At 73.0% G+C, this 22,882-nt stretch carries 20 protein-coding genes; 7 read left to right on the top strand and 13 right to left on the bottom strand.

The window, feature by feature from the left end; genetic code table 11:
• Nucleotides 1–11: 11 nt before the first annotated feature.
• The 8 genes from ACZ4Z4_RS01385 to pgfA form a co-directional block, all read right to left on the bottom strand.
• Nucleotides 12–239: a Trm112 family protein gene (locus ACZ4Z4_RS01385; RefSeq protein ID WP_468320579.1), complete on the bottom strand. Its 228-nt coding sequence runs from the start codon at nt 237–239 to the stop codon at nt 12–14.
• Nucleotides 236–1,144: a hypothetical protein gene (locus tag ACZ4Z4_RS01380; RefSeq protein WP_468320576.1), complete on the bottom strand. Its 909-nt coding sequence runs from the start codon at nt 1,142–1,144 to the stop codon at nt 236–238. Before ACZ4Z4_RS01380 ends, ACZ4Z4_RS01385 begins: the two co-directional genes overlap by 4 nt.
• Nucleotides 1,145–1,158: 14 nt before the next feature.
• Nucleotides 1,159–1,896, bottom strand: coding sequence for a class I SAM-dependent methyltransferase (locus tag ACZ4Z4_RS01375; protein WP_468320574.1), 738 nt, complete (start codon nt 1,894–1,896; stop codon nt 1,159–1,161).
• Nucleotides 1,893–3,290 (bottom strand): condensation protein, encoded by a 1,398-nt coding sequence (locus tag ACZ4Z4_RS01370; RefSeq protein WP_468320572.1) that lies wholly within the window; start codon nt 3,288–3,290, stop codon nt 1,893–1,895. The genes ACZ4Z4_RS01375 and ACZ4Z4_RS01370 overlap by 4 nt, the downstream gene beginning before the upstream one ends.
• A complete protein-coding gene (locus ACZ4Z4_RS01365) occupies nt 3,287–7,678 on the bottom strand; it encodes a DUF3367 domain-containing protein (protein WP_468320570.1) in 4,392 nt (1,463 codons plus the stop codon). Before ACZ4Z4_RS01365 ends, ACZ4Z4_RS01370 begins: the two co-directional genes overlap by 4 nt.
• Complete coding sequence (locus ACZ4Z4_RS01360) at nt 7,675–8,394, bottom strand: class I SAM-dependent methyltransferase (protein ID WP_468320567.1); 720 nt, start codon at nt 8,392–8,394, stop codon at nt 7,675–7,677. The genes ACZ4Z4_RS01365 and ACZ4Z4_RS01360 overlap by 4 nt, the downstream gene beginning before the upstream one ends.
• Nucleotides 8,391–9,566 (bottom strand): glycosyltransferase family 4 protein, encoded by a 1,176-nt coding sequence (locus ACZ4Z4_RS01355; RefSeq protein ID WP_468320565.1) that lies wholly within the window; start codon nt 9,564–9,566, stop codon nt 8,391–8,393. Before ACZ4Z4_RS01355 ends, ACZ4Z4_RS01360 begins: the two co-directional genes overlap by 4 nt.
• A gap of 195 nt (nt 9,567–9,761) precedes the next feature.
• The gene (pgfA, locus tag ACZ4Z4_RS01350; protein ID WP_468320562.1) at nt 9,762–10,799 is read right to left on the bottom strand and encodes a cell envelope lipid trafficking protein PgfA; all 1,038 of its coding nucleotides are present in this window, start codon (nt 10,797–10,799) and stop codon (nt 9,762–9,764) included.
• 226 nt (nt 10,800–11,025) lie between these two features.
• Here pgfA and ACZ4Z4_RS01345 point away from each other — a divergent pair, with 226 nt between their 5' ends.
• From ACZ4Z4_RS01345 to ACZ4Z4_RS01335, 3 genes are all read left to right on the top strand, one after another.
• A complete protein-coding gene (locus ACZ4Z4_RS01345; RefSeq protein ID WP_365355998.1) occupies nt 11,026–11,178 on the top strand; it encodes a hypothetical protein in 153 nt (50 codons plus the stop codon).
• A gap of 75 nt (nt 11,179–11,253) precedes the next feature.
• Nucleotides 11,254–12,552, top strand: coding sequence for a PucR-like N-terminal domain-containing protein (locus ACZ4Z4_RS01340; protein WP_468322048.1), 1,299 nt, complete (start codon nt 11,254–11,256; stop codon nt 12,550–12,552).
• A 106-nt stretch (nt 12,553–12,658) separates the two neighbouring features.
• Nucleotides 12,659–13,396, top strand: coding sequence for an SCO2400 family protein (locus ACZ4Z4_RS01335; RefSeq protein WP_468320558.1), 738 nt, complete (start codon nt 12,659–12,661; stop codon nt 13,394–13,396).
• Between the two features lie 23 nt (nt 13,397–13,419).
• Here the strand turns inward: ACZ4Z4_RS01335 and ACZ4Z4_RS01330 are convergent, their stop codons facing one another.
• A complete protein-coding gene (locus ACZ4Z4_RS01330) occupies nt 13,420–14,193 on the bottom strand; it encodes an RCC1 domain-containing protein (protein ID WP_468320556.1) in 774 nt (257 codons plus the stop codon).
• A gap of 241 nt (nt 14,194–14,434) precedes the next feature.
• Here ACZ4Z4_RS01330 and ACZ4Z4_RS01325 point away from each other — a divergent pair, with 241 nt between their 5' ends.
• The gene (locus ACZ4Z4_RS01325; RefSeq protein ID WP_468320553.1) at nt 14,435–14,566 is read left to right on the top strand and encodes a hypothetical protein; all 132 of its coding nucleotides are present in this window, start codon (nt 14,435–14,437) and stop codon (nt 14,564–14,566) included.
• Here ACZ4Z4_RS01325 and ACZ4Z4_RS01320 read toward each other — a convergent pair.
• Nucleotides 14,559–15,029 (bottom strand): MarR family winged helix-turn-helix transcriptional regulator, encoded by a 471-nt coding sequence (locus tag ACZ4Z4_RS01320; RefSeq protein ID WP_468320551.1) that lies wholly within the window; start codon nt 15,027–15,029, stop codon nt 14,559–14,561. The two genes, ACZ4Z4_RS01325 and ACZ4Z4_RS01320, sit on opposite strands and share 8 nt — an antisense overlap.
• A 126-nt stretch (nt 15,030–15,155) precedes the next feature.
• On the opposite strand from ACZ4Z4_RS01320, the gene ACZ4Z4_RS01315 reads away from it, so the two are divergent.
• Together ACZ4Z4_RS01315 and ACZ4Z4_RS01310 are read left to right on the top strand one after the other, a co-directional pair.
• Nucleotides 15,156–16,190 carry an NADP-dependent oxidoreductase gene (locus tag ACZ4Z4_RS01315; RefSeq protein WP_468320549.1) on the top strand — a complete coding sequence of 345 codons (1,035 nt, stop codon included), beginning with the start codon at nt 15,156–15,158 and terminating at the stop codon, nt 16,188–16,190.
• A gap of 119 nt (nt 16,191–16,309) precedes the next feature.
• Nucleotides 16,310–16,738 carry an organic hydroperoxide resistance protein gene (locus tag ACZ4Z4_RS01310; protein ID WP_098242314.1) on the top strand — a complete coding sequence of 143 codons (429 nt, stop codon included), beginning with the start codon at nt 16,310–16,312 and terminating at the stop codon, nt 16,736–16,738.
• 68 nt (nt 16,739–16,806) lie between these two features.
• On the opposite strand, the gene ACZ4Z4_RS01305 is transcribed toward ACZ4Z4_RS01310, so the two are convergent.
• Complete coding sequence (locus ACZ4Z4_RS01305) at nt 16,807–17,967, bottom strand: serine hydrolase domain-containing protein (RefSeq protein ID WP_468320546.1); 1,161 nt, start codon at nt 17,965–17,967, stop codon at nt 16,807–16,809.
• Nucleotides 17,968–18,066: 99 nt separating this feature from the next.
• The gene (locus tag ACZ4Z4_RS01300; RefSeq protein ID WP_468320543.1) at nt 18,067–20,667 is read right to left on the bottom strand and encodes a M14 family zinc carboxypeptidase; all 2,601 of its coding nucleotides are present in this window, start codon (nt 20,665–20,667) and stop codon (nt 18,067–18,069) included.
• Between the two features lie 150 nt (nt 20,668–20,817).
• Here ACZ4Z4_RS01300 and ACZ4Z4_RS01295 point away from each other — a divergent pair, with 150 nt between their 5' ends.
• Complete coding sequence (locus ACZ4Z4_RS01295) at nt 20,818–21,612, top strand: EI24 domain-containing protein (RefSeq protein WP_468320540.1); 795 nt, start codon at nt 20,818–20,820, stop codon at nt 21,610–21,612.
• Here the strand turns inward: ACZ4Z4_RS01295 and ACZ4Z4_RS01290 are convergent.
• On the bottom strand, nt 21,570–22,844 hold the full coding sequence (locus ACZ4Z4_RS01290; RefSeq protein ID WP_468320538.1) for a pyroglutamyl-peptidase I: 1,275 nt from the start codon (nt 22,842–22,844) through the stop codon (nt 21,570–21,572). The genes ACZ4Z4_RS01295 and ACZ4Z4_RS01290 overlap by 43 nt on opposite strands.
• Between the last annotated feature and the right edge of the window lie 38 nt (nt 22,845–22,882).

Here is a 22,882-nt window from a genome sequence, read left to right as displayed (position 1 = left end):
GCACCCTCTCGTCAGGGGGACATTCGTTTGAGCAGCTGCTCGTGCGCGTCCTCCGGGACCTGTTCGCCGGAGGAGGGCAGCAGCTGGGGTATGCCGTCGACGACGGGGTAGCGGCGGCGCAGCCGCGGGTTGTACAGCGACTCCTCCGGTACGAGGGGTTCCTCGGCGGGCAGCAGGTGCAGCGGGCCCTTGTCGAGCGGGCAGGCGAGGATCTTCAGCAGCGGGTCGTCGGGGTTCATCCGCTGGTCAACTCCTTGGGGGCGGTCGAGGGTCGGGGAGTGGTGCCGTCGTGCTTCGGCATGGCGATGAGCACGGAGACGGCGAGGACGGTGCCCGCGATGCGCAGCGTCAGGCGCACCGGTTCGTGCGGCAGCGCCTCGCCGAACGCGAGCGTGCCGAGCACCGCGGTGAACAGGGACGTCACCGTCGTGCACACCGGGACGATCAGCGACGCCCGGCAGCGCTGGAGGGCCGCCTGCGACATGATCAGGCCGAACGCGCCGGTGAACAGGAGCAGATAGGGGTAGGGCGAGCGCAGCAGGCCGCCGAGGGCGCCGCCGATGTCCTCCGTCGTCAGATAGCTGGACACGCCCTTGATGGCCAGCGAGCTCACCCCGTACAGCAGGCCCACGGCGACGCCGTACTCGACGCCCGCCGTCGGCATGCGGTGCCGGTGCCTGGCGCGGCGCTCCGCGGAGCCGTACAGCCAGACGCCGGCCGCGAGCGACGGCAGGCACACCGTCAGGATGAGCGCCACGGGCGCGCCGCGGCCGACCGTGTCGCTGTCCTCGCTGAGGGAGAGGACCACCATGAGCAGCGCGAGCAGGATCGCGGCGACCGCGTACCGCTCGCGGCCCGAGGTCCGCTCGCCGAGCAGGACGGAGGAGAGCAGCAGGAGGAGGACCAGACCCGATACGAAGATGCCCTGCGCGGCGGCGATCGGCAGGGTGCGGTAGACGGCCAGCTGGGCGGCGAAGCCCGCCGCCAGGGCCAGCGAGCCGCCGATCCACAGCGGACTGCCGAGCACCTGCCGCAGCAGCCGGGCGGGGCTGCGGACGCTGATCGACGGCATGGCCGTCAGCGCCCGCTTCTCCAGGACGAAGCCGGTGCTGTAGAGCAGGTTCGCGATCAGTGCCGCGGCCACGCCCCACCACATGGTCAGGCCCTTCGGGCGTGCAGCAGGAGGATCGAGGCGGCGCTCGGCACGGCGCAGGCGAGGCGGTCCAGGGCGCGCAGCGGGCGCGGCACGCCGTGGAAGGGGGCGCCGGAGAGGCGTACGACCTCGAAGCCGGCGGCCGCGACGAACTCGCGCAGGGCGCGGGCCGTGTACAGCCGCAGGTGTCCCACGACCTCCTTGCCGGGGCGGCCGTGGATGGCGCGCAGGCTGACCTCGGAGAAGACGGGCTGCACACCGGCGAGGAGCAGGCCGCGGTTGTACCAGGCGGCGAGGTTGGGGGTGGAGAGCATCAGGTGTCCGCCCGGCCGCAGCACCCTTCTCAGCTCGTCGAGGGCGCTGTCCGGGTCGACGAGGTGTTCGACGACCTCGCTGAACAGCACGGCGTCGGCGGCCCCGTCGGCGAACGGCAGGCCGCCGTCGGAGAGTTCACCGCGGACGACGTACGGGATCCGGGCGTGCGCCCGCTTCAGGGCGTCCTGCGACCAGTCCACGCCGATGACGCGGTGGCCCGCGAGGACCGGTGCCGCGGTCGCCGCGGCCCTGCCGTCCCCGCAGCCGATGTCGAGGACCGTGGCGGTGCGGGCGGTGGCGGGGCCGAGCGCGGCGGCGAGGATGCGGGCCTGGCGCAGGCTGCGGGCGTCGCCGGACGCGACGGGGACGGCCGGGTTCTCGTAGAAGTCCCGCAGTTCCGCGGGGCGTCGGGTGGTCGTGGTGGTCACTTGGGCCCCTCCTTCTTCTGCGCGGCGGGGCCGCCGGGCTCGGTGTGCTCCGTCGCGTGGAGGTAGTGCTCGAAGAGGTCGCGCAGGTGTGCGCCGTCGCCGTGGCTGAGCAGCGTCTTCGACCAGCGCAGGGCGAGGTGGAGGCGGCCCGCCGTCGAGGCCGTCGTCACGGTGAGGCCGCGGGGCAGCCGGGCCGGCGCGGAGAACCACACGGCGTGCGCGCGGCCCGCGTCGCCGAAGTCCAGGGCGTACGGCACGCGGCCGATGTTGCTGAGGAGCGTCGTCGACGTCCAGGGCGCGGCGGCCCTGCGCAGGCCGCGGGTGGCGGCCGCCCGGAGCGTGACGGGGAGCACGGGCGCGGTCAGGAGCGCCGCCCCGCGGCCCAGTTGGGGGCGGGGCAGGGCCTTGAGGGCGCGGGTGCGTTCGGAGGTGCGGCGCAGCAGGTCGCGGGTGGCCTCCCAAGTCCAGTCGCGGGACGCCAACTCATGCGCACCGAACGCGACTTCGACGAGGCGGGTGCCGTTGCCGATCGGCATGGTGGCGTCGCGGGGGCGGTCGTCGACGGGCATCGTGATGCGCAGGGGGCGGGGCCGGGCGCCGTGTTCCCGGTTCCAGTGGGCGAGCATCAGCGCGGTGGCGACCATGAGCTGGTCGTTCACGGTGAAGGGGGAGCCCTTGGGGCGGCGCGGCACCGGGAGCTCCGCGACGAGCATGCCGTTGCCGGGTGAGGGCTCGGGCGAGCCCTTCGCGACCCGGGCCGGGGGCGACCACCCCGAGGGCGCGTCGGGCGGCAGCTGTTCCTGTGCCGCCCCCGGCCCGGCGGGCGCACGGGAGGGCGGGGCCGCCGGGGAGTTGTCGCGGCCGCCGTAGAGCTCCGCGGCGGTCGCGAGGACGCGCAGGCAGGCGGGGCCGTCCAGTGCGGTGTGGTTGATGGTGAGGAAGAGGACGGAACCCCGGCTCCCGGCCTCCGCCGCGCCCTCCGCCGGGGGCGGCGTGACCACCTCCAGGCGGATCGGCGGGGAGGACGTCAGCGGGGGCGCCTCGGCCAGGGCGCGCTCACGCGCCCGCTTGAGGGCGTCGGGCTCGGCGGGCGGGAACGTCACGACCTCGACGTCCGGGTCGGCCGTCAGCTCCCACTCGTAACGGCGCCGGTACCAGGGACCCCGCGCCTCCCGCATCAGGATGCGGGGGTGGCGGCGCAGGGCCTCGGCGAACGCGGTCCGCAGGCGGTCCGGGTCCGGGGTGCCCGGCAGGTGCACCTCGATGTGCACGGTCTCCGGCTCCTCCTCCTGGAGGCAGTGCCGGGAGACCTCGTCGACGACGGGGAACGGCACGCGCGCGGGCGGTCGCCCGGGGCCGTCCGCGCGCCGTGCCGGATGTTCCAGTGCGGTCATCGCTGGGTGCCTTCTCCTGTCGTGGCCTTCCGTCCGCGGCGTGCGAGGCGCAGCGCCCTGCGGCCCGGCGGTGAGGGTTCCGGCTGGGCGGCCGCGGGGCCGCGGGCCGAGACGGTCGGGCCCGCGTCGTGCCGGGGCGCTTCCGGTGCGGTGTCCGGGCCGCCTCGCGTGCGGCGGGGCAGCGGGGGCGTCGCGGGGGCGGGTCCCGGCGTGGGCGGGTAGGGCGGGACCGGGCCGTACTCCAACGTATCCGTGGTGCGGTGCCGTGTCTCCCGTACCGTCACCAGCGCCGCGAACAGCGCGATGAGAGCGAGGAGTTGGGCCACCGGGCCGAACGCGCCCTGGTCCGCCGAAGTCGCCTCGCCCGCGCCCGTCGCCGCCGCGACGCCCGCGCCCGCCATCGCCAGGAACGCGATCGGCACCAGGAGCGCGTGGCGCCACCAAGCCAGGAGGGCGAGTGCCGGGACCAGCAGGGCGAACGGGCCCGCGATCACCGCGGCGACCAGCGTGAGCGCCACCGTGCCGAGGACGATGCCGGGGGCGGGCGGCGGTCCTGCCGGGGCGTCCGTGTCGGTGTCGCGGCGCCGCGTGAGGACCACGACCAGGCCCGCCAGGGCGAGGACGCCGACACCGGCCAGGATCAGCCCGATCTCGTAGATCTGCGACGGTTCGTAGGTCAGCTTGACCGTGCCGCCCTCGCCGTTCGGCACCAGCCAGCCCTGCTGCCAGCCGTCGAGCCGCACCGAGGTGAGCTCCTTGCCGTTGAGGGTCGCCTTCCAGCCGTCGTTCACGTTCTCGTACGTGGTGAGGTACGAGGCCGCTCCGGAGCCGACCGTCACCTCGCGGCGGTCGCCGAGCCAGTCCTTGACCTTCAGCTCGCGGGTGGCCGTGTCGACCTCGCCCGGCGTGCCGTGGGTCAGCGACGCGTCCATGACGGCCAGCGGGCCCGCGTCGCCCGTCTCCACGCTGTGCGCCCCCGCGCCGAGCCGGACCGCCGAGGACTTCTCGCCCTCCTGGCAGAGCGTGATGTCGACCGGGCGCCGCTCGGTGAGGTCACGGACCCGGCCCTTGGCGCTCGTCTCGTACAGCTCGCCGTCGATCGACATCGTCGGGCCCTGGCCGCAGGGCAGCGAGAAGCGGTCCGCCGGGTCGGGCTGCTTGGTGCGGTACTCGTCGAGCGCCGGGACGTACACCTCGGTGAGGCCCACCGGCAGCTGGAGGTCGTCGTCCGCCACCGGGTTGTGGACCGTGAGCGGCGCGGTCTCCGTGATGGTGATGTCCATCTCGTCGGTGGTGATCGGGGCGAAGCGGGCGTTGCCGTGCTCGTCCACGCCCGCGGTCGCCGCGCCGTCCGGCGAGCTGATCTCGATCTTCACGGGGCGGGTGGAGAGGCCGCCCGCGGCGGGCAGCACGATCTCGCCCACCGGCTGCTTGCCCGGCCACTTGAGGTGGATCACGGGGCGGTCCGCGGAGCCCGCGATCCAGCCCGTCGTCAGGTCGCCGTCGGTGAGGTTGCGCGGTGACAGACCGCTGCCGAGCCGCGCCGTGGAGTCCGCCGTCGCGATGATCTGCCGCTCCTGCTCCGGCGCCACCTTGTACAGCAGCTCGTCCAGTTCGGCGCCCGGCACGGCGACCGCGCTCGCCTTGAACTCGTACGCGCCCTCGCCCGTCGTCGTGAAGCGGCGGTGCAGGCCGGCCTCGGAGTTCACCGGCGACAGGGCGCTCGGGTCCGACGAGCGGTGCATGGAGTACGTCGTCGCCTTGGCGTCGGTGGACTTCTCCGCGTCCCTGGGGAGCTGGAGGAGCTTGGTGACGCGCACGTCGGGGATGCTGATCTCCGCGAAGCCCGCGCCGGCCAGGCCGGGGCGCGGCTCCTCGGTGTCCACGATCGTGATCCTGATCCAGTCGGTGGTGCCCGGGCGGGCCTTGATCCGCTGGGCCGTGCCGTTCGGCTGGAGGTCGCTGGTGACGCTGCCCCGCTCCGTCTCCACGCGCACCCGGGTGGGCGCGGACCGCACGCCGTCCTGCGGCAGCGGTGTGACGCGGAAGGAGGACGGGACGGAGATCGCCGCGTTGAACTCGGCCTTGATCCACTCGCCGTCCGCCGCACCCGAGCCGCCCTCGGCCCAGGCCGTGGCCGGGTTCCCGTCGAACGCGTTCACCGGGTCGTACTGCGGCAGGTGGAAGAGCCAGTTGCCGTAGCTGGACGCGGAGACAGACTTGGCGCCGCGCAGCTCCGCCGTCGTCTGGTGCTCGACGCCCTTGGTCGGCAGGATCTGGTGCGGCTTCTTGCCCGGGTCCTGCACGGCGTCGACGGCGTTGCGCTCATCGCGGCCGTACGTGTAGGAGGTGTTGGAGTTGACCAGGCCGAAGCGGGTGTCGGCGCGGCGCAGGCCGTCGCCGACCGCCTGGAGCCCCGGCGCCCCGATGCCCGGGTGGTTGTCGCCGGTCAGGACGGCCGGGCGGTCCCGCATCGACGGGTCGGCGGAGAGCGGGAGCAGCGCCTCCGGGCCGCCGCTGACGACCGCCGTGTTGGAGACCGGCTTCAGACCCGCCTGGCCGGGGCGCTCGGCGCCCTTGCCCGGAGCGTAGATCTCGACCGCGCGCTGGCGCGGATAGAGCCCCTCGACCTGGATGGGGGTGTCGTCCTCGATCTTCCCGCCGGTCGTCGTCGGACCGAGGCCCGTGACCCGGCTGAAGCCCGACTCCTCCAGGGTCCGCTTCACCGTCGCGGACGGCACGTGGCCGACCTGGTCGGGGTCGAGGTCGTTGCGTACGACGACGTAGTACAGGCCGGCGCGCGTCAAGTAGTCGCGCAGGCCCGGCACTTGGCCGCCGGTCATCAGCGCCTGCTCGACCGCGTCCATCGCGCGGCGGTTGCCCGGCGTGCCGAACGGCACGTAGTCGCGCTGCGCCCACCGCGAGTCGGCGAGCACGTCCAGGGGCTGGTCGATGGGCGAGCCCCAGGTGTAGATGCCGTGCGCGGTCGCCGGGACGACGAGGGCACGGGAGTCGGGGGAGTACTTCTCCAGCCAGTCGGCCGTCGCCTGCCAGTACGTCGGCAGCTTCTGGAACGAACCGGGCTGCAAGATGGAGCCGTTGAGGTAGGGCCAGGCGAGGCCGGGCAGCACCAGGGCCGCGGCGATCAGCGGCGCGAGACGCCGCCCCCGCACCGGCCGCGCACCGCGCGCCTGGGAGGCCACGCCCACCAGGTGCATCAGCCCGAGGACCAGCGCGAGCGCCAGGCCCGTCTGGAACTTGTAGATGTTGCGGAACGGCACGAGGCCGCCGTTCAGCCAGGACTGGACGGTCTCGTGGAAGGGCGCCCCGAACGCGCCGCCGTACCCGGCGAGCGTGACCAGGACGACGGACAGCACCGTCAGGACCAGCCAGCGCCGCTCCGGCAGATCGCGCCGCGCGAGGCCCGCGAGGCCGAGCGCCGCGGCGAGCGCCGAGCAGACGATCGTCACGACGGCCGTCGCCACCGTCCACCCGGCGGGCAGCCACGCCTCGCCGAAGTGCAGGTACGCGACCCAGTTCCCGGCGCCGCGCAGCGTCTCGGTCGCCGACATCGTGCCCGTCGTCGTCGCCGAATTCTCCACGTACGGAAGGAAGTTCTCGCCGTAGATGCCGAGCATCAGCAGCGGCACGACCCACCAGGCGGTGGCGAGGATGACGCCCGGCACCCACCAGGTGATCAGTCTTCTCTTGCGGGGGCCGTTCGGCCGGGAGAGCAGATAGAGGCCCACGGGCAGCAGCGAGGCGAGCGTCGCCGCCGCGTTCACGCCGCCCATGAACGGGATGATCAGCGCCGAGCGGCACGCGGCGAGGCGCGCGCTGATCCGCTCGTCGGCGAGCGGAAGCAGCACCCACGGCAGCACCGCGCCGGGCAGCGCGGCCGCCGACGTCGACCCCACCACCACGGTGAACGTCGGCCACAGCGCGTACACCGCCGCGCCGAGCAGCCGGCTGGGGCGGCTGCCGACGCCCAGGCGCTCGGCGAGCCGCAGCGCACCCCAGAACGCCGCCGCCACGATCAGCGACAGCCACAGCCGCTCGGCCAGCCACACCGGCAGCTGCACCAGGTCGGCCAGGCCGTAGAACGGCAGCATCGGGAAGACATAGCCGACGTACTGGTCCTGGATACCGCCGAAGCCGCCCCGGTCGTGCCAGAGCTGGCCCAGGTCGGAGAGGAACTGCCAGGGGTCGACGGCGACACCGAGCTTGGTGTCGAACGTCATCCGCCCCGGTTTCACCGCGAGGAAGAGCACGAACACCACGGCCCAGAACCCGAGGAGCCAGCGCCGCGAGCGCGGCCCCCGCGAGGGTTCGGGGGCATCGGTCGTGGGTCTTACGGCCGCCGGGGGTGGGGCCTGGACCGTGGTCATGGACACCGCCTGAGAATGAGAAGGAGATTCCAGGTCGCGATCTCGCGCACACCCGGCACCTTGGTGATCGCCCCGGCCAGGAACGGCCAGTAGCGCGAACGCGCCGATACGACGGACACGTCGTCGCGGCCCCGCACCTCGCGCAGGGTCGTGCCGACGTGGTGGGCGAAGAGGTTCTCGCCGAGCGTGTGCTTCGCGGCCTTGCCGGTACGCCGTTCATAGCGGGCGCGGGCCCGGTCGGCGCCCAGATAGTGCCAGGGCGCCCACTCGTGCCCGCCCCACGGGGAGAGCCAGTTGGTGAACGAGACATAGATCAGACCGCCGGGCCTGGTGACCCGGACCATCTCGCTCAGGAACGTCTGCGGGTCGTCGACGTGCTCCAGGACGTTCGAGGAGAACGTGACGTCGGCGACGCCGTCCGCCAGCGGCAGCAGATATCCGTCGGCCACCACCGCGCCCTCGGGCGGCTTGGCCCCCAACTCGGCCGGATCCGGCTCGAAGAGGAAGCACTGCGCGCCGCGCCGCCGGAACTCCTCGGTGAAGTAGCCGCCCCCGCCGCCGATGTCGACGACGACGCGGTCCTTCACCGGTACGTACGCCTCGACCTGGTCGGCGGCGTCCCGGGCGAGGAGGGTGTAGCACCGTTCGGGTTCCCGCTGCTCGCGCAGGAAGGCCCGGAAGAGGGTGGCGGAACGGCGCAGCGAGGGGTCCTTCACGCAGACCCCTGGGGTATGCGGGCCGCGTGGTGGGCGGCGACCGCCTCGGCCGCGACCGACTGGAACTGCCGCACCGTGTTGCCCCAGCGGAACTGCGCGGCCCGCTCACCGGCGGCCTTGCCGAGGGACCTGCGGCGTTCGGCGCTGAGGGCGAGGGTGCACCAGGCGGCGGCGAAGGAGCTCTCGCCGCGGGCGAGGAGCCCGGTCACGCCGTCCTCGACGGAGTCGCACACCCCCGGGACGTCGAAGCCGATCGAGGGCGTGAAGCGGGTCGCCGCCTCGGTGATGACGAGACCCCAGCCCTCCACGGCCGACGGATGCAGCAGCAGCCACGCCTCGCAGAGCAGCCGGTGCTTCTCCGCCTCGGAGACATGGCCCTTGAACTCGACGCCGGGGCCCGCCAGTTGTTCGAGGCGGCCGCGCTCTGGGCCGTCGCCCACGATCACGAGCCGCCCGCCCGTGACGGGTCTGACCCGCTCCCAGAGCCGCAGCAGGAGATCGATGCGCTTGTACTCGACGAGCCGCCCCATCGCGAGGAACAGGGGCTCGTCGGAGCGGGGGTGCAGCGGCCCCGGCTCCTCGACGCCGTTGTGCACGATGCGGATGCGCTCGCGCTCGACGCCGATCGCCCGCAGCGCCGTCGCCGTCGACGGCGACACGGCCACGAGCAGGTTGTCGCGCTGCGCACCGGACAGCGCCCAGTGCTCGAGTCGTCGGCCGAGCCGTGCCGCGGGGGCGAGCGCGCCCTGGAAGCGCATCCCCCACAGGTCGGTGTGGACGTGGTTGACCAGGCACAGCGTGGGCCCGCGGTGCCACAGCGGCGCCAGGTACGGCATGCCGTTGCAGACCTCGACGAGCAGGTCGCAGTCGCCGACCTGCCGGGCGAACGCGGAGCGCGCCCGTACGAAGTGGCCGAGGTCGCCGCCCGCGGACACCACGCGGTAGTCGCGGTACGCGGCGGGGCCGCCGCACAACAGGGTCACCTGGTGGCCGAGGCCACTGAGCCCGTCGGCGAGCCGGTCGACGAGGAGTTCGGAGCCTCCCGCGGCCGGATTGCCGAGGTCGCGGTGGGCGAGGAAGACGATCCGGCGCGGCTGTGGGGGAGGCGCCGGAAGGTGCTCCGCGCGGCGTGGGGCGGCCGCGCGCAGCGAGGACGGTACGTGCTGGGGCATGCGTGCTCCAACTCGTCTCAGGGTGCGGAACTGTGGGGGGCCGGTCGGCTGAACGGTCCTGCTGGGGTTGGTGCGGGGGTGGAGCCGGGGCGGTGCGGGGCTGTGCGTGGGTGGGGTGGATAGTTTTCGCCGCCCCGTACCGCGCGGCTACTCACCGAAGTGACAATTTTTGCGCTTTCAAGGGCTGACGAATCATCACATCGTGCTTGTTTGCAGGGCGGTCGGTGACGGATCCGGATTCGGACTCCCGGGCTCCGCCGAACCGCCGTGCCGTCCGGGGCCGTTCGCCCCGTCGTCGTGGCGCCGTCCCCGCGCGACGAGCACGACACCCGCCACCGCCAGTACCCCGCCCAGCACGCCCGCACCTACCGGAAGCGTCTCACCGACCAGTTTCAGACGGCTGCTGTCGTCGTCGGCGAGCTTCACCTGCGCCTTCTGCGTGGCCGGCGTGAACGCGATCCGCTCGCTGTCGAGCAGCACCGTCGCGTCCTTCTCCGAGCCCGGCGCGCGCAGCGTCTTGCGGGGCCCGATGGCGGCGTAGATGATCCGGCCGGTGCGCTGGTCCGCGACGAGCTCGATGCCGTGGTTGGCGTAGTACTCGTCCGCGATGACCTGGCTCTTCCTCGGTTGGCCGACCATCCGCCCCGGCACCTGACGGGTGCCGGTCTTGGTGGCCTTCACGGTCGCGGTGAAGCGGTAGCCCTCGTACCCCTGGATCTTCTTCGTGCCCCGGTAGGTGAGCGGCACGGTCGCGCCCAAGGTGTTGTCCCACCAGCGGTAGGAACGCTTCTCCACGTCGAAGGGGAACTTCAGATAGGCCTCGCCCTCGAAGTACGGCTCCTCGTCGCAGCAGTGCACCGGCTTGTTGGTCTTCCGGTCGGTGACCCAGCGTTCCTGGGTCCACTGGAGCGCGTCGTGCGGGCTGGCGGCGGGCAGCGACTTGTCCGGGTCGACGGACGTCACCACGTCCCAGACGGCCCGCCCGCTCTCCTCGCTGTCGGCGACGTCGCCGCGGACCTGGCGGGTGATCGTGAGGTTCTTGTCGTGAACGGTCTTGATCTTCTTGGTGTCGAAATAGCTTCCTTTGCCCTTGAAGACCGTGATGGTGTCGATGTCCACGGGCGTGCGTTTCGCTCGGGGCTCCACGTACCAGGCCAGCATCGGCGCGAGGACCAGAAGAAACGCGCCGAGCCCGAGAAGGATCAGCGACAGAGGTGAGGCGGTGCGGCGCATGAGGTCACTCCTGGGCTGAGGCGGGAGAAGTGTTACTGAGCCGTATGGGCCGGGAACGTAGGCCCACCCTTGACGAAGTGTCAATGCATTGCAGAGACTGGGCCCTTGCCGGACGGGGCCGGCACGGGCTGTGCGACCAGGACTTTTCGGCCGGAGTTCGAGACCGGCCGAGCGCCTGCGCGCCCCGGGGTGGGGACGACCTCCGACAGAGAGGCTGACCCTCGCAATGCATCGACTGCTCGCCGCTTCACTCACCGTCGCCGCCGCGGCGCTCCTCGCCGTGGGCGCGGCGCTCGGCATCGTCGCGCTCCTCGACGCCACACCGGACCAGCCCAATACGCCGCTCGTGCATTACGAGACACCGGCGCGGGGGCAGTGAGCGACCGTGGCCGCCACCAGCGCTCAGCCGTCCGGCGACCGGACGGCCGACGACAGCTTCCCGGGTGAGACGTACCTGCCCGCCGACCGGCCGCCGGAGGGCGCGCACCGCTCCGCCTGGCGCGACGTACCGCCCCGGCAGGTGCGGCAGTTCGCCGCGCTCGCCCTGGAGGAGGTGCCCGCGCTCGCCCAGGACATCCTGCGCGAGATCCGCGCCGAGTACCCCGGCCTGCCCGTCGTCCTCGACGACTCCGGCGAGCCGATGGCCCTGATCGGCATCCGCCGCGCCCTGGAGGGCTTCGTCCAGCAGCTGGCGTCCCAGGAGGGCCGGCCCCGCTACCACCTGGAGGTCTTCCAGGAGTTCGGCCGCGGCGAGGGCCTGCACGGCCGCAGCCTCGACTCGCTCCAGGCGATCTACCGCCTGGGCGTACGCCTGGCCTGGCGCCGCCTCGCCGAGATCGGCCAGCAGATAGAGATCCCGCCGCCCGCCATGTACGAACTCGCCGAGTCCGGCTTCGAGTACCTGGACGGCCTCGTCGACCAGTCCGTACGCGGATACGCGGAGGCGGCGGCCCGGGAGGCCGGCGAACGCCTGCGCCTGCAACGCAAGTTGATGGAGCTGCTGCTCTCCGAGCGGCGCTCCGACAGCACGCTGGGGCCCGTGAGCGGACCCGGGGCGGGCGTGGGCCCCGCGTCCGGCGGCAAGACCTCGGCCCTCGGCAACGCCCTCGGCGAGCGCGCTGCCCGCGTCGGCTGGCAGCTGCCCGAACGCGTCGCCGTGGGCGTTTTGCTCCGCCCCGCGCGGGAGGCCGTCGCACCCGCCGTCGGCGAGGGCGTCCTGCTCGACATGGAGGCCGAGCAGCCCCGCATGGTGGTGCCCGACCCCGAAGCGGCGGGACGGCCCGAACTCCTGCGCCGCGCCATGACCGGCTGGTCCGGCGCCATCGGCCCGCCCGTCGCCCTGGCCGACGCCGCGAAGTCGCTGCGCTGGGCGGAGGCGGCGGTGCGTCTGATGGAGCGCGGGCTGCTGCCCACCGGCGAGGTGCTGCACTGCACGGAACACACCGAGGCGCTGGTGCTGCTGCAACCCGAGGAGCTCATCGAGGACCTGGCCCGCCGCTGTCTGGCCCCGCTGGAACACTGCGGTCCCGCCCACGGCCGGCGCCTCGCCGAGACCCTCCTGGCCTGGCTGGAAACCCGCGGCGGCGCACCCGAGGTGGCGGCCCGCCTGGGCGTCCACCCGCAGACGGTCCGTTACCGCCTGCGCCAGATAAGGGAGCTCTGGGGCGACGAGGTGGACGACCCGGACCGCCGTTTCGAACTGGAACTGGTGCTGCGGGCGCGCCGCTTGAGAGGCCTCCTGGGCAGGGCGTGACGCCCGCGCGCCACGCCGCGGAACCACCGGACTTTTCGATTCCGCACACAACCTTCACAGCCCCCGCTTCCGCTGTTACCGGCGTGGCGCCTAGCCTCCATGCCTCATGGACTACTGCCACCCGTGCCGCAGGCACCTCAACGGCGCCCTCGCCTGCCCGGGGTGCGGAACCCCGGCCGACGCCTGCCGGGAGTACGCGCAGTCCGTCACCGCGTCGCGGGAAGAACCCGACACCCACGACGGCGCGGACGAGGAGTCGTCCCCGCGCGTCCGCGGCCGCGGCCGCCGCAAGGAGCGCGCCCGCAGGGCGCACCGGCGCAGACGCCGCAAGATCCTGTTCGCGACCGCGGGCCTCGCGCTCGCGGCGGGCGGCCTGAGCCTCGCCGAGCTGGGCACGGAGGGAAGCGCCGGCGACCGGGCGGCCTCCGCCCCGGACGGCGGCGCCGCGGACCCGTCCCCCTCGGCGTCGACGGGCGCGGCCGGGAGCGCTTCCGGCGGCACGACGGCCGAGGACGCGGCGGCCACGTCGTCCGGCCCGAGCGCGGACGAGTCCAAGGACGCCGAGAGGCGGGACGACAAGGACGGCAAGGAAAAGAAGAAGGACGACGGCGATACCGGCGACGGCACCGCCGCCGACCGGCACGGACAGGACCGGGAAACCGAGGCGGGCCAGGGCAACGACGGCCCCGGCACACCCACCTCCACCGCACCCCCACCCCAGGGCGGCACCCCGGACACCCCCGCCCCGACGCCCCCGCCTCCCACGGACGCCCCGAAGCCCACGCGCCCTCCGGAACCCGAGCCCACGGAGCCGTGCGACCGCTTCCTGTGGTGGTGCACGTAAGCACCTGCCGGCGCGGCCCCCGGCTACAGCAGCCGGACTCCCGCCCAGGCACCGACATCGCACTGCCCGTCGGCGTTGTTCCCCGTGGTCACGACCGTGCCGTCGGCGCGCAGGCCGAGCGTGTGCGCCGAACCGGCGGCCACGGCGACGATGCCGCGCCAACGGCCGACATCGCACTGTCCGTGGCTGTTGTCTCCCGCTGCCAGGACGCGCCCGGACGCCGTGACGGCGACGGTGTGGTGGCTGCCCGCGTCGAGCGCCACCACATCCTCCCAGTTCTCGACCGCGCATGCCCCGCTCGCCCGGTTCCCGGACGCGACCGCCCGCCCGTCGGCTCGGAGGCCGACGGTATGCACGGACCCGGCCGACACGGCCACCAGGTCACGCCACCCGTCGACGGCGCACTGCCCTCGCCGGTTGTTCCCCACGGCCAGTGCACGCCCGTCCGACCGGACACCGACCGAGTGCCAGTCACCACAGCACAGCGCGACCATCTCGCGCCAGGACCGCACGTCGCACTGGCCCTCCGCGCTCCGGCCGGCGGCCAGCACGCGCCCGTCGGCGAGGAGTCCGAGCGTGCGCCGCCACCCTGCGGCCACGGCCGTCACGCCGTGCCATGCGGCGACATCGCACTGCCCGTCGCCGTTCCACCCCGTTGCCAGCACCGTGCCGTCCGACCGAAGTCCGACCGTGTGAGACCTGCCCGTGTTGGCCGCGGTGTGGACGTTGCCGGCCGCTACCGCGACGACGTCCACCCACCCCTTGACGCGGCATTCACCGGCACCGGTATGACCCACGGCAAGAACCGTCCCGTCGAACCGCCGCCCGACCGAATGACGCCTCCCGGCCGCCAGCACCGACACGTCAGCGACCAGTCCCACTCCTCGGCGTCGGCGCGCACTCGCGACCATGAGACCCGACCCTACGTCGGCCCGACCGCCCGCAGTGCGGCGCAGCGGGAGGACGGATGCGTCAGGGGTGGGGAGGGGGTGCCACGGTCGGTGGACGCGGGGTTGCGTTAGCCGGGAGAATGCGCTGGTGGAGATCGTCACCGCCGTGGCGGGCGACGCCGATGCCGTCGCCGAACCCGGCGTACTGCACGGGTTCGCCTACACCTGGCCCGTCACCGCCCCACCCGCCGGCCCGTCACTGAGCCAAGGGCTCAGATAGTCCCCTCGCCGAGCATCCTTCGCAGCAACCCCCGCAGCACGACCCGCTCCTCGCGTGACAGTTCCGCCAGCGGCTCGCGGGCGAAGTCCAGGGAGTCCCGGAGGCTCCGGGCGACCTCCGTGCCCTGTGCCGTGGGTGCCGCCAGCTTGACGCGGCGGTCGGACGTGTCGGGGCGTCGCTCGACGAGTCCGCGTGCCTCCAGGCGGTCGATGATCCCCGTGATGTTCGACGGCTCGCACTTCAGCTTCTGCGCGATGCGGCGCATGGGCATAGGTTCGAGGGAGAGCAGCCGCAGGACGCGCGCCTGCGCGCCGGTCAGCGCGTGCTCGGCGGCCGCCTCCTCGTACTCCTCGTAGTAGCGCGCCACGACCGTGCCGATGAGCTCGACGACTTCGAGCGTCAGCGGGTCGGTGTGAGGGGAGCGGCCGCGAGGTACGCGGTCGTCGGAGCTACTGGTGGCCATGGTGACCAGGCTACCCATTTACTTGACATCATGAAATATTCAGGAGCATGGTTGTTTAAGAACATCAAGTACTTTCCTTGATCTCGAATATTTCCTGACGCTGATCCGCAGTAGGAGGACGCCCCCATGACCGTCACCCCCGAGCAGCAGCTTCCCTCCGTCAGCCGCGAGTGGCACCTCGTGCGGCGCCCGTCCGGCTGGCCGGTGCCGGAGGACTTCGCGCTGCGCGAGGTCCCCGTGGAGGCCCCCGCCGAGGGCCGCGTCCTCGTGCGCAACCTGCACTTCTCCGTCGACCCGTACATGCGGGGCCGGATGAACGACGTGAAGTCGTACGTGCCGCCGTTCCAGCTCGACCGCCCCATGGAGGGCGGCGCGGTCGGCGAGGTCGTCGCGTCGAACGCCGAGGGTTTCGCCGTGGGCGACCACGTCCTGCACTTCGCGGGCTGGCGCGAGTACGCCTCCGTCCCCGCCCAGCACGCCACGAAGGTCGACCCGGAGGCCGCGCCGCTCTCCGCCTACCTCGGCGTCCTCGGCATGACGGGCCTGACCGCGTACGCCGGGCTGCTCGAAGTGGCCTCCTTCAAGGAGGGCGACGCCGTCTTCGTCTCCGGCGCCGCCGGTGCCGTCGGCGGCCAGGTCGGCCAGATCGCCAAGCTCAAGGGCGCCTCCCGCGTCGTCGGCTCGGCCGGCTCGGACGACAAGGTCAAGCTGCTCGTCGAGGAGTACGGCTTCGACGCCGCCTTCAACTACAAGGACGACAAGCCCGTCGTCGAGCAGCTCAAGGAGGCCGCCCCCGACGGCATCGACGTCTACTTCGACAACGTCGGCGGCGAGCACCTGGAGGCCGCGATCAGCCGCCTCAACGTGCACGGCCGGGTCACGATCTGCGGCATGATCGCGGGCTACAACGACACCGAGCCGACCCCCGCCCCGCGCAACCTCGCCCTGGTCATCGGCAAGCGCCTGCGCCTGACGGGCATGCTCGTCCAGGACCACAGCGCGCTCCAGCCGGAGTTCGTCCGCGAGGTCGGCGGCTGGATCCGCTCCGGCGAGCTCAAGTACCGCGAGACGGTCGTCGAGGGTGTGGAGAACGGCGTGGACGCCTTCCTCGGCATGCTCCGCGGCGAGAACACCGGAAAGATGATCGTCTCCCTCGGCTGAACGGGCCCACCGGTCGGCTCAACGGGACCACCGGTTCACTTCCGGCATCCGATAACCTGATTCCGCAAACCGTGGTTGTGGGCGCGCACCACGTCACATCTCAGGAGGAAAGAGCAGTTATGTCCATCCAGAAGATCGACGTCAAGTACACCGCCGTGGCCACCGCGGAGAACGGCCGCGACGGCCGCGTCGCCAGCGACGACGGCAAGCTCGACGTCGTCGTGAACCCGCCGAAGGAGATGGGCGGCAGCGGCGCAGGCACCAACCCGGAGCAGCTCTTCGCCGCCGGCTACAGCGCCTGCTTCCAGGGCGCCCTCGGCGTCGTCGCCCGCAAGGAGAACGCCGACATCTCGGGCTCGACCGTGACCGCCAAGGTCGGCATCGGCCAGAACGAGGCCGGCGGCTTCGGCCTGGAGGTCGCCATCACCGCCTCCATCCCGAACGTGGACGCGGCCACCGCGCAGTCGCTGGTCGAGAAGGCGCACCAGGTGTGCCCGTACTCGAACGCCACGCGCGGCAACATCAAGGTCGAGGTCTCGGCCGCCTGATCCGCGGACGCGCACGGATGTGAGGGCCGCTTCCCGTCGGGGGCGGCCCTCAGTCATGACCTCGGCGGTCAGCCCGCCGCGAGCGCCGCCTCGTGCACCGCACGGACCAGCCGCTCGTTCTCGACGGCGGGACCGCCCGGGTACGCGAACCGCCGCCGCGTGTACCCGTACGCGAGGCCGCTGCGCGGGTCGGCGAACGCCTGCGAGCCGCCCGCGCCGCTGTGCCCGATCGTGCCCGCGCCCAGGAACGGGTACACGGCCACCGACGGCGCCTGGAAACCGACCGCGAACGCCTTGAAGGCGCCCGAGACCAGGTCGTGCCCGACGGACTGGACCTGCCCGAACGCGGCGACCGTGTCGGGCGTGAGCAGCGCCTCCCGGCCGTCGAGGCCGGTGACCGCCGCCGCGTACATCCCGGCGAGGCCCCGCGCGGACGCCACTCCGCCGATCGACGCGTTCCCCTCGGCGCGCAGGAGCCGGGAGTTGGGCGCCGCCTCCAGGTCGGTGGGCTCGGCCGCGTGCCGGTTGAAGGCGAGGGCGTTGAAGGTGTGCGGCTGGGGCGGTTCCGCGGCGAGCAGGGCCGCCTGCTCGGGCGTGGGCGCCATCGGCTGCACGGAGCGGAACCGCTTCTCGTGCTCCTCGGGCAGCCCGAGGAAGAAGTCCAGGCCGTACGGGGCGCGGACCCGCTCCTCGTACACCTCCCGCAAGGTACGCCCGGTGGCGCGGAACACCACCTCCCCGGCGAGGGCCCCGATGGAGAAGGCGTGGTAGCCGAAGGCGTTCCCCGGCCGCCATAGGGGGTGCTGCGCGGCGAGGCGCGCGGCGATGGCCCGGTCGTCGGCGAGCTCCTCCGGCGAGAAGCCGACGTCGGGGCCCGCGACGCCCGCCCGGTGCGCGAGCAGCTCCCGCAGGGTCACCGCACCCTTGCCTTCGGCGGCGAACTCCGGCCAGTACGCGGCGACCGCGCGGTCCAGGTCGAGGACGCCGTCCTGCACGAGCAGGGCCACGACGAGGTGGGCGGCGCCCTTGGTGGACGAGAAGACGCCGTACAGACTCTCGCCGGTGACGTCCGGGCCCACCCACAGGTCGACGACCCGGCGCCCCCGCACGTGGGCGGTCAACTGGCCCTCGTACTCGGGCAGTTCGTTCGCGAGTACGGCGGTGAACTCCTCTCGCACCGCCTCGTACCCGTCGGCGACCGTTCCCTGCACTCGGATCTCACGGGTCATGGCGGCGGGGCCTCCTGAGGGCGCGGCGGTGGGACAGTGACTCGGTCAACCGCCGCGCCCCTGCGGCGCATTCCCGCTACCGGCCGGAGCCTGACCGCATCAGCGTCCTACGCTCAGCAGCGCCCGCCCGACCTGCGGGAAAATCCCCTTCGGGTGGTCGCGGAAGAGCGGCTCCGTACCGAACAGCACCACGTCCGCGCCGCCCGCCGACCCGCTGACGACCGAGGCGCGGCCCGCCGCGGCCGCGGGGCCGCCCGAGCCGTCCTCCGTGGCCCGCCAGTGCCCGGAGACGAGCGGGTTGCCGGTGCCGTACTTCTGCTCGACGCGCACCCCGCGCCCGAGGTCGGTGAACCACGACGGCGAGTAGACGAAGCTGTGGTCCGGCGCCCCGCCGGTGACCGTGCCGCCCGCGTTGGCCACCCGCACCACGCCGTTGGCGTCGCCGTTGCCCTCGACGGCCGTCACGGGGAGCAGTCCGGCGTCGGCGTTGAGCGCGGCGCCGGCCGCGCCCCGCCCGACCAGACCGCCGCCCCCGGCGAGGAACCGGTCGAGCCCGGCGCGGGCCGCCGGATTCAGCTTCCCGCGGTCGAGCCCGGCCGACACGAAGAGGACATCGGTCCCGCGCCAGTCGAAGCCGGAGTTGAGCACGGCGGTCGACACGGGCACGACGTCGAAGTCCATCTCCCGCAGCGCGAACAGCTCGCCCGGCGTGACGGCCGCCGCGACCCGTGTGCGGTGCAGCGCGGCGCCGCCCTTCGCCTTCGTGGCGTCGAAGGCGACGTCGTACTCCTTCGCGGCGGCGGTCGCGGCACGTCGCGCGGACGACGGCACGACGGCACTGCCGTCCCGGTCGCGCCGCACGGAAACCCCCTTGTCCAGAAGGGAGTTGAGCGCGGCGATCTCGCGCGGGTCGTCGAGGCGCAGCCGCAGGTCGCCGTGCGGCGCCACGTACCCGACGCGGGACGCGGCACGCACCGTGCGGCCGTGCACGCCACGCAGGTCACCGCTCTCGACGGAGTCCACGCTCGCGCCCCACAGGCGGCCGAGGCTCCACCCCGAGATGTCGTACATGGTCGACACCTTGTCGCTGATGTCGCGCCCGTCGGCCAGCATCACATTGGCGAGGCCGCGCTTCGGCTGGTGCATGTCGACGACGTACGACCCCTTCGGATACGTCCGTCCGCCGAGCCGGAAGCCGTGGCTCGCGCGCTTCACCCGCACGTCGTTGGCGACCAGATGGTCGACGAGCCGCGCCGCCGCCGGCGCGGACCGCTGACCGCGCCCGTCCGCGGGGATCACGTACGCGCGCGGGAACTTGGTCGTGTACACGTCCTCGGGGCCGATGCCGGGCACCCCCGGCACCGTCTCCTCCGACACCGGGACCTGCTCGGCGCCCGTCGCGCCCCGCCGGAAGACCTCGATCTGGTCGGCGATCACCGAGGCGCGGTGGCGGTCGGTCCAGTCAAGGGTGGCGCGCATCGCGGCGCCCGCGATGTCCACGTTGATCGCGGCCCTGCGGCGCAGCTCCGCGACCGGCTGCGTGTCGTACGCGGCGTTGTTCACCTGCATCGGGAACTCGATGGTGTGCGTCGCGACCGCGCCGTGGAACGGCATGTACTGCGGGGTGAAGATCGGCGGCCAGTCGTCCCAGCCCTCCTCCTGGTCCCGGAAGGGAATGACGGCGGGCTTCACACCGTCCTTCTCCTCGGTGTAGCCGAGCCCGTTGACGGCGGCCTCCATGCCGAGGGCGTTGGCGTAGGAATTCTTGAGGAAGAGGTCGTACTCGTAGTTCTCGCCGTGCGGGGGAGTGGTCGGCTCGATCAGCGTGCCGTTCACGTACCCGTGCAGGTCGATCATGACGGCGGGCTGCTTGGTGATGGCGATCCGCCGGACCGCGCGGGTCTCGGGCTGCGAGGCGGTGACGAAGTCGCGGTTGAGGTCGAAGCCGTTGGCGTTGGCGCGGGTGCCCGCGACACGGCCGTCGGGGTTGGTGGTGATGTTGAAGTAGAGGCGGTTGTGGGCGAGCAGCGACCGGCTCTTCCGGTCCTTCGCCTTCGCCAGCTTCTCGATGAGCTTCAGGGCGGCGTCGGTGCCCTCCCACTCGTTGCCGTGGATGTTGTTGTTGATGAAGACGGGCGTCTTGTACGCGGACTTGATCGTCCTGTCCCGGGCGGCGGCCGCGGGGGAGTCCTCGATGCGCTCGCGCATCCGCTCCTGCCGGGCCGTCTCCCGCGCGGACTCGGGGGCGGTGACCGTCACCAGGTAGAGCTGGTGCCCGCCCGCGGAACGGCCCGCGATCTCCACGCTCACGCGGTCGCCGAGGCGTTGCAGGGCGTTCAGCTTCGGGGCTATGCCGTGGTACGGCGTGAGCCCCAGTTTTATCGACTTGTCGGCAGGGTTCTCCGGGGGTGCGGTGAGCTTCAGCTCGCGCGGATAGCCGCGGCCCTTGGCGCCGGCGAGACCCTTGTCGTCGGCGAGACCCGCGTCCCCCGTGCTCCCCGCGTCGCGGAGGGCGCGCTCGGCGGCCGCTTCCGGCGCCGTGGCGGCCCGGCCGGAGCCGAGCGGCGAGCCCTCGCGGACGGCGGGGCGCGGCGTCGGGTCGGCGCTCGCGCTGCCCGGGGCGAGCGCGGTGAGGACCAGCGCGCCCGCGGTGGCGGCGGTGGTGAGCAGAACGGGTCTGGATGGCCGGGATATACCCATACGTACCTCCGGGAGATCGGTAAGCGAGGTCTTACCGGTTCAACTCCCGTTCAACAAGAGGGCCTTGTTCCACACTTGTGCACCACCTGTGACAGTCCTGCCGACCGCCGCCGGGCAAACCCCCGCCCACCTGCGGCTAGGGTGTGCCGCATGCGCGATCTGGGTGTGGGCTTCGGCTACTTGATGAAGGGCCAGCGCTGGGTCGCCCAGCACGGCAAGCAGTACGGATGGGGGCTGCTGCCCGGCCTCATCACGCTCGTCCTCTACGCGGGCGCGCTCGTGTCGCTCGCCCTGTGGGGCGACGACCTCGTCGGCTGGGCCACGCCCTTCGCCGACGACTGGTCGTCACCCTGGCTCGGCCTGTTCCGCGGCTTCCTGACGGCCCTGCTCTTCGCCCTCGCGCTGCTGCTGTCCGTCCTCACCTTCACCGCGGTGACCCTGCTCATCGGCGACCCCTTCTACGAGAAGCTGTCCGAGCAGGTCGACATCTCCGAGTGCGGCCACGCCCCCGAGTCGGGGCTGCCGTTCTGGCGTGACCTGTGGATCTCGGCGCGGGACAGCCTGCGCATCGTCGTGCGCGCGCTCTGCTGGGGCGTGCTGCTCTTCGCGCTCGGCTTCATCCCCGTCGTCGGCCAGACCGTGGTGCCCGTGATCGGCTTCTGCGTGACCGGCTTCTTCCTGGTCGAGGAGCTCACCGCGGTCGCCATGCAGCGCCGCGGTGTCGAACTCCGCGAAAGGCTCGCCCTGTTGCGCGCCCGCAAGACCCTCGCCTGGGGCTTCGGGACGCCGCTCGCCGTCGCCTTCCTGGTGCCCTTCGTCGCGGTGTTCCTGATGCCGGGCGCGGTCGCGGGCGCGACGCTGATGGCCCGGGACCTGCTGGGCGAGAACGGTCCCTCGGGCCGTCAGGACGACGAGGCGGCCGCGCCGAGGATGCCCCGCACCTGAGCGATGATGTCGAGCCGGTTCCGCACGAACTCGGGATCGGTCACGGCGCCCGTCGCCGGGTCGGTGTTCCCCGCGCCGAACTGAAGGACGGGCGTGTGCACATGCCCGCCGGGCAGCCGGTCGCGCAGCCCGAGGCGGTCCCGCAGCAGCGTCGCCCGGTAGGCGATCTCGTTCGACAGATAGTCCCCGCCGCCGCCCGCGCGCGCCGTCGACCCCTCGGTGGGCCCGCCCGGCCGGACCACGGGCTCGGTGCCGCCCGCAGGTATCTCGGTCACCGACGTGTTGTCGTACACCGGGAAGCGGCCCGTCTTCGCCGCGACGATCTCCTTGTACGGGAGGGTCGTCGACGTCCACTGGGGCTGCGTGGCGGGATCGCGCACCGGCACGGTACCGGTGCGTGACAGGTTCTCGTTGTCCGCGAAGCCGCCGCGCCAGGCGCCGTTGGTCCGCTCGATGTCGAACCGGCCCACGCGGCCCTGGCTGATGGTGGTGAAGAGGTCGACGCGAGGCAGGTGCGGGCGGAGCGCCCGCTCCACGGCGCCGTCCGCGAAGTCGTCCCAGCGGACCGGGAAGACCATTGCCTCGACGCGCGCGGGCCCGTCGGCGGTCCGGATCGTCGTGCCGTCCAGGGCGAGCGCCGCGGCGCCCGACGGATTGCTGATCCGGACGTCGCGGTCGAGGGTGAAGGGGTCGAAGCCGGTGACGAGGATGCGCTTGACGTGCCCGTGCCCGTGCTTGCCGGAGCGGTGGTCGACGGTGTCCTGCCCGCGGGACGAGCGTTCCAACGCGCCAATGAGCTTGCCCCGTTGACCCTCGGCGAGGGCGAAGCGGGAGGGCTCCCACTGCCGCAGCTCCCGCGTCATGCCGAGCCGGGCCCAGTAGAGCGGCCGGTCGTCGTCCTTGCTGAGCCCTGCCTGCTGCTCGCCCTGCGCCCGGTCGACGGCCCGCCGCCACAGGGACTTCCCTTCGCGTACGACGAGACGCCGGGCCTGGTCGTAGGAGCGGGCCCGCTCCAGCGCACGCGCCAGCTCGGGGGCGGCGGTGTCGAAGCCGCTGCGCCGCAGGATCTCCCGAGGGGCGGCACGGTCGAGCCGCGCTTCCTCGACGGTGGGGGCGGTGGGCGCGGTGGGGGCCGCGGGGGCGGTGGGGGTGGCGGAGGCGGGCGCCGGGAAGCCGAGCCCCAGCCCGGCCAGCAGGGCGGCGACGCCGAGAGCGCCGATTCGTATGTGCACGCGAGTCCTTCCGTAACCGGTGAGGTGGCGGAAGTATC

The organism is Streptomyces sp. NPDC030245 (assembly GCF_055572995.1).
This window is presented reverse-complemented; position numbering and strand designations above follow the sequence as displayed.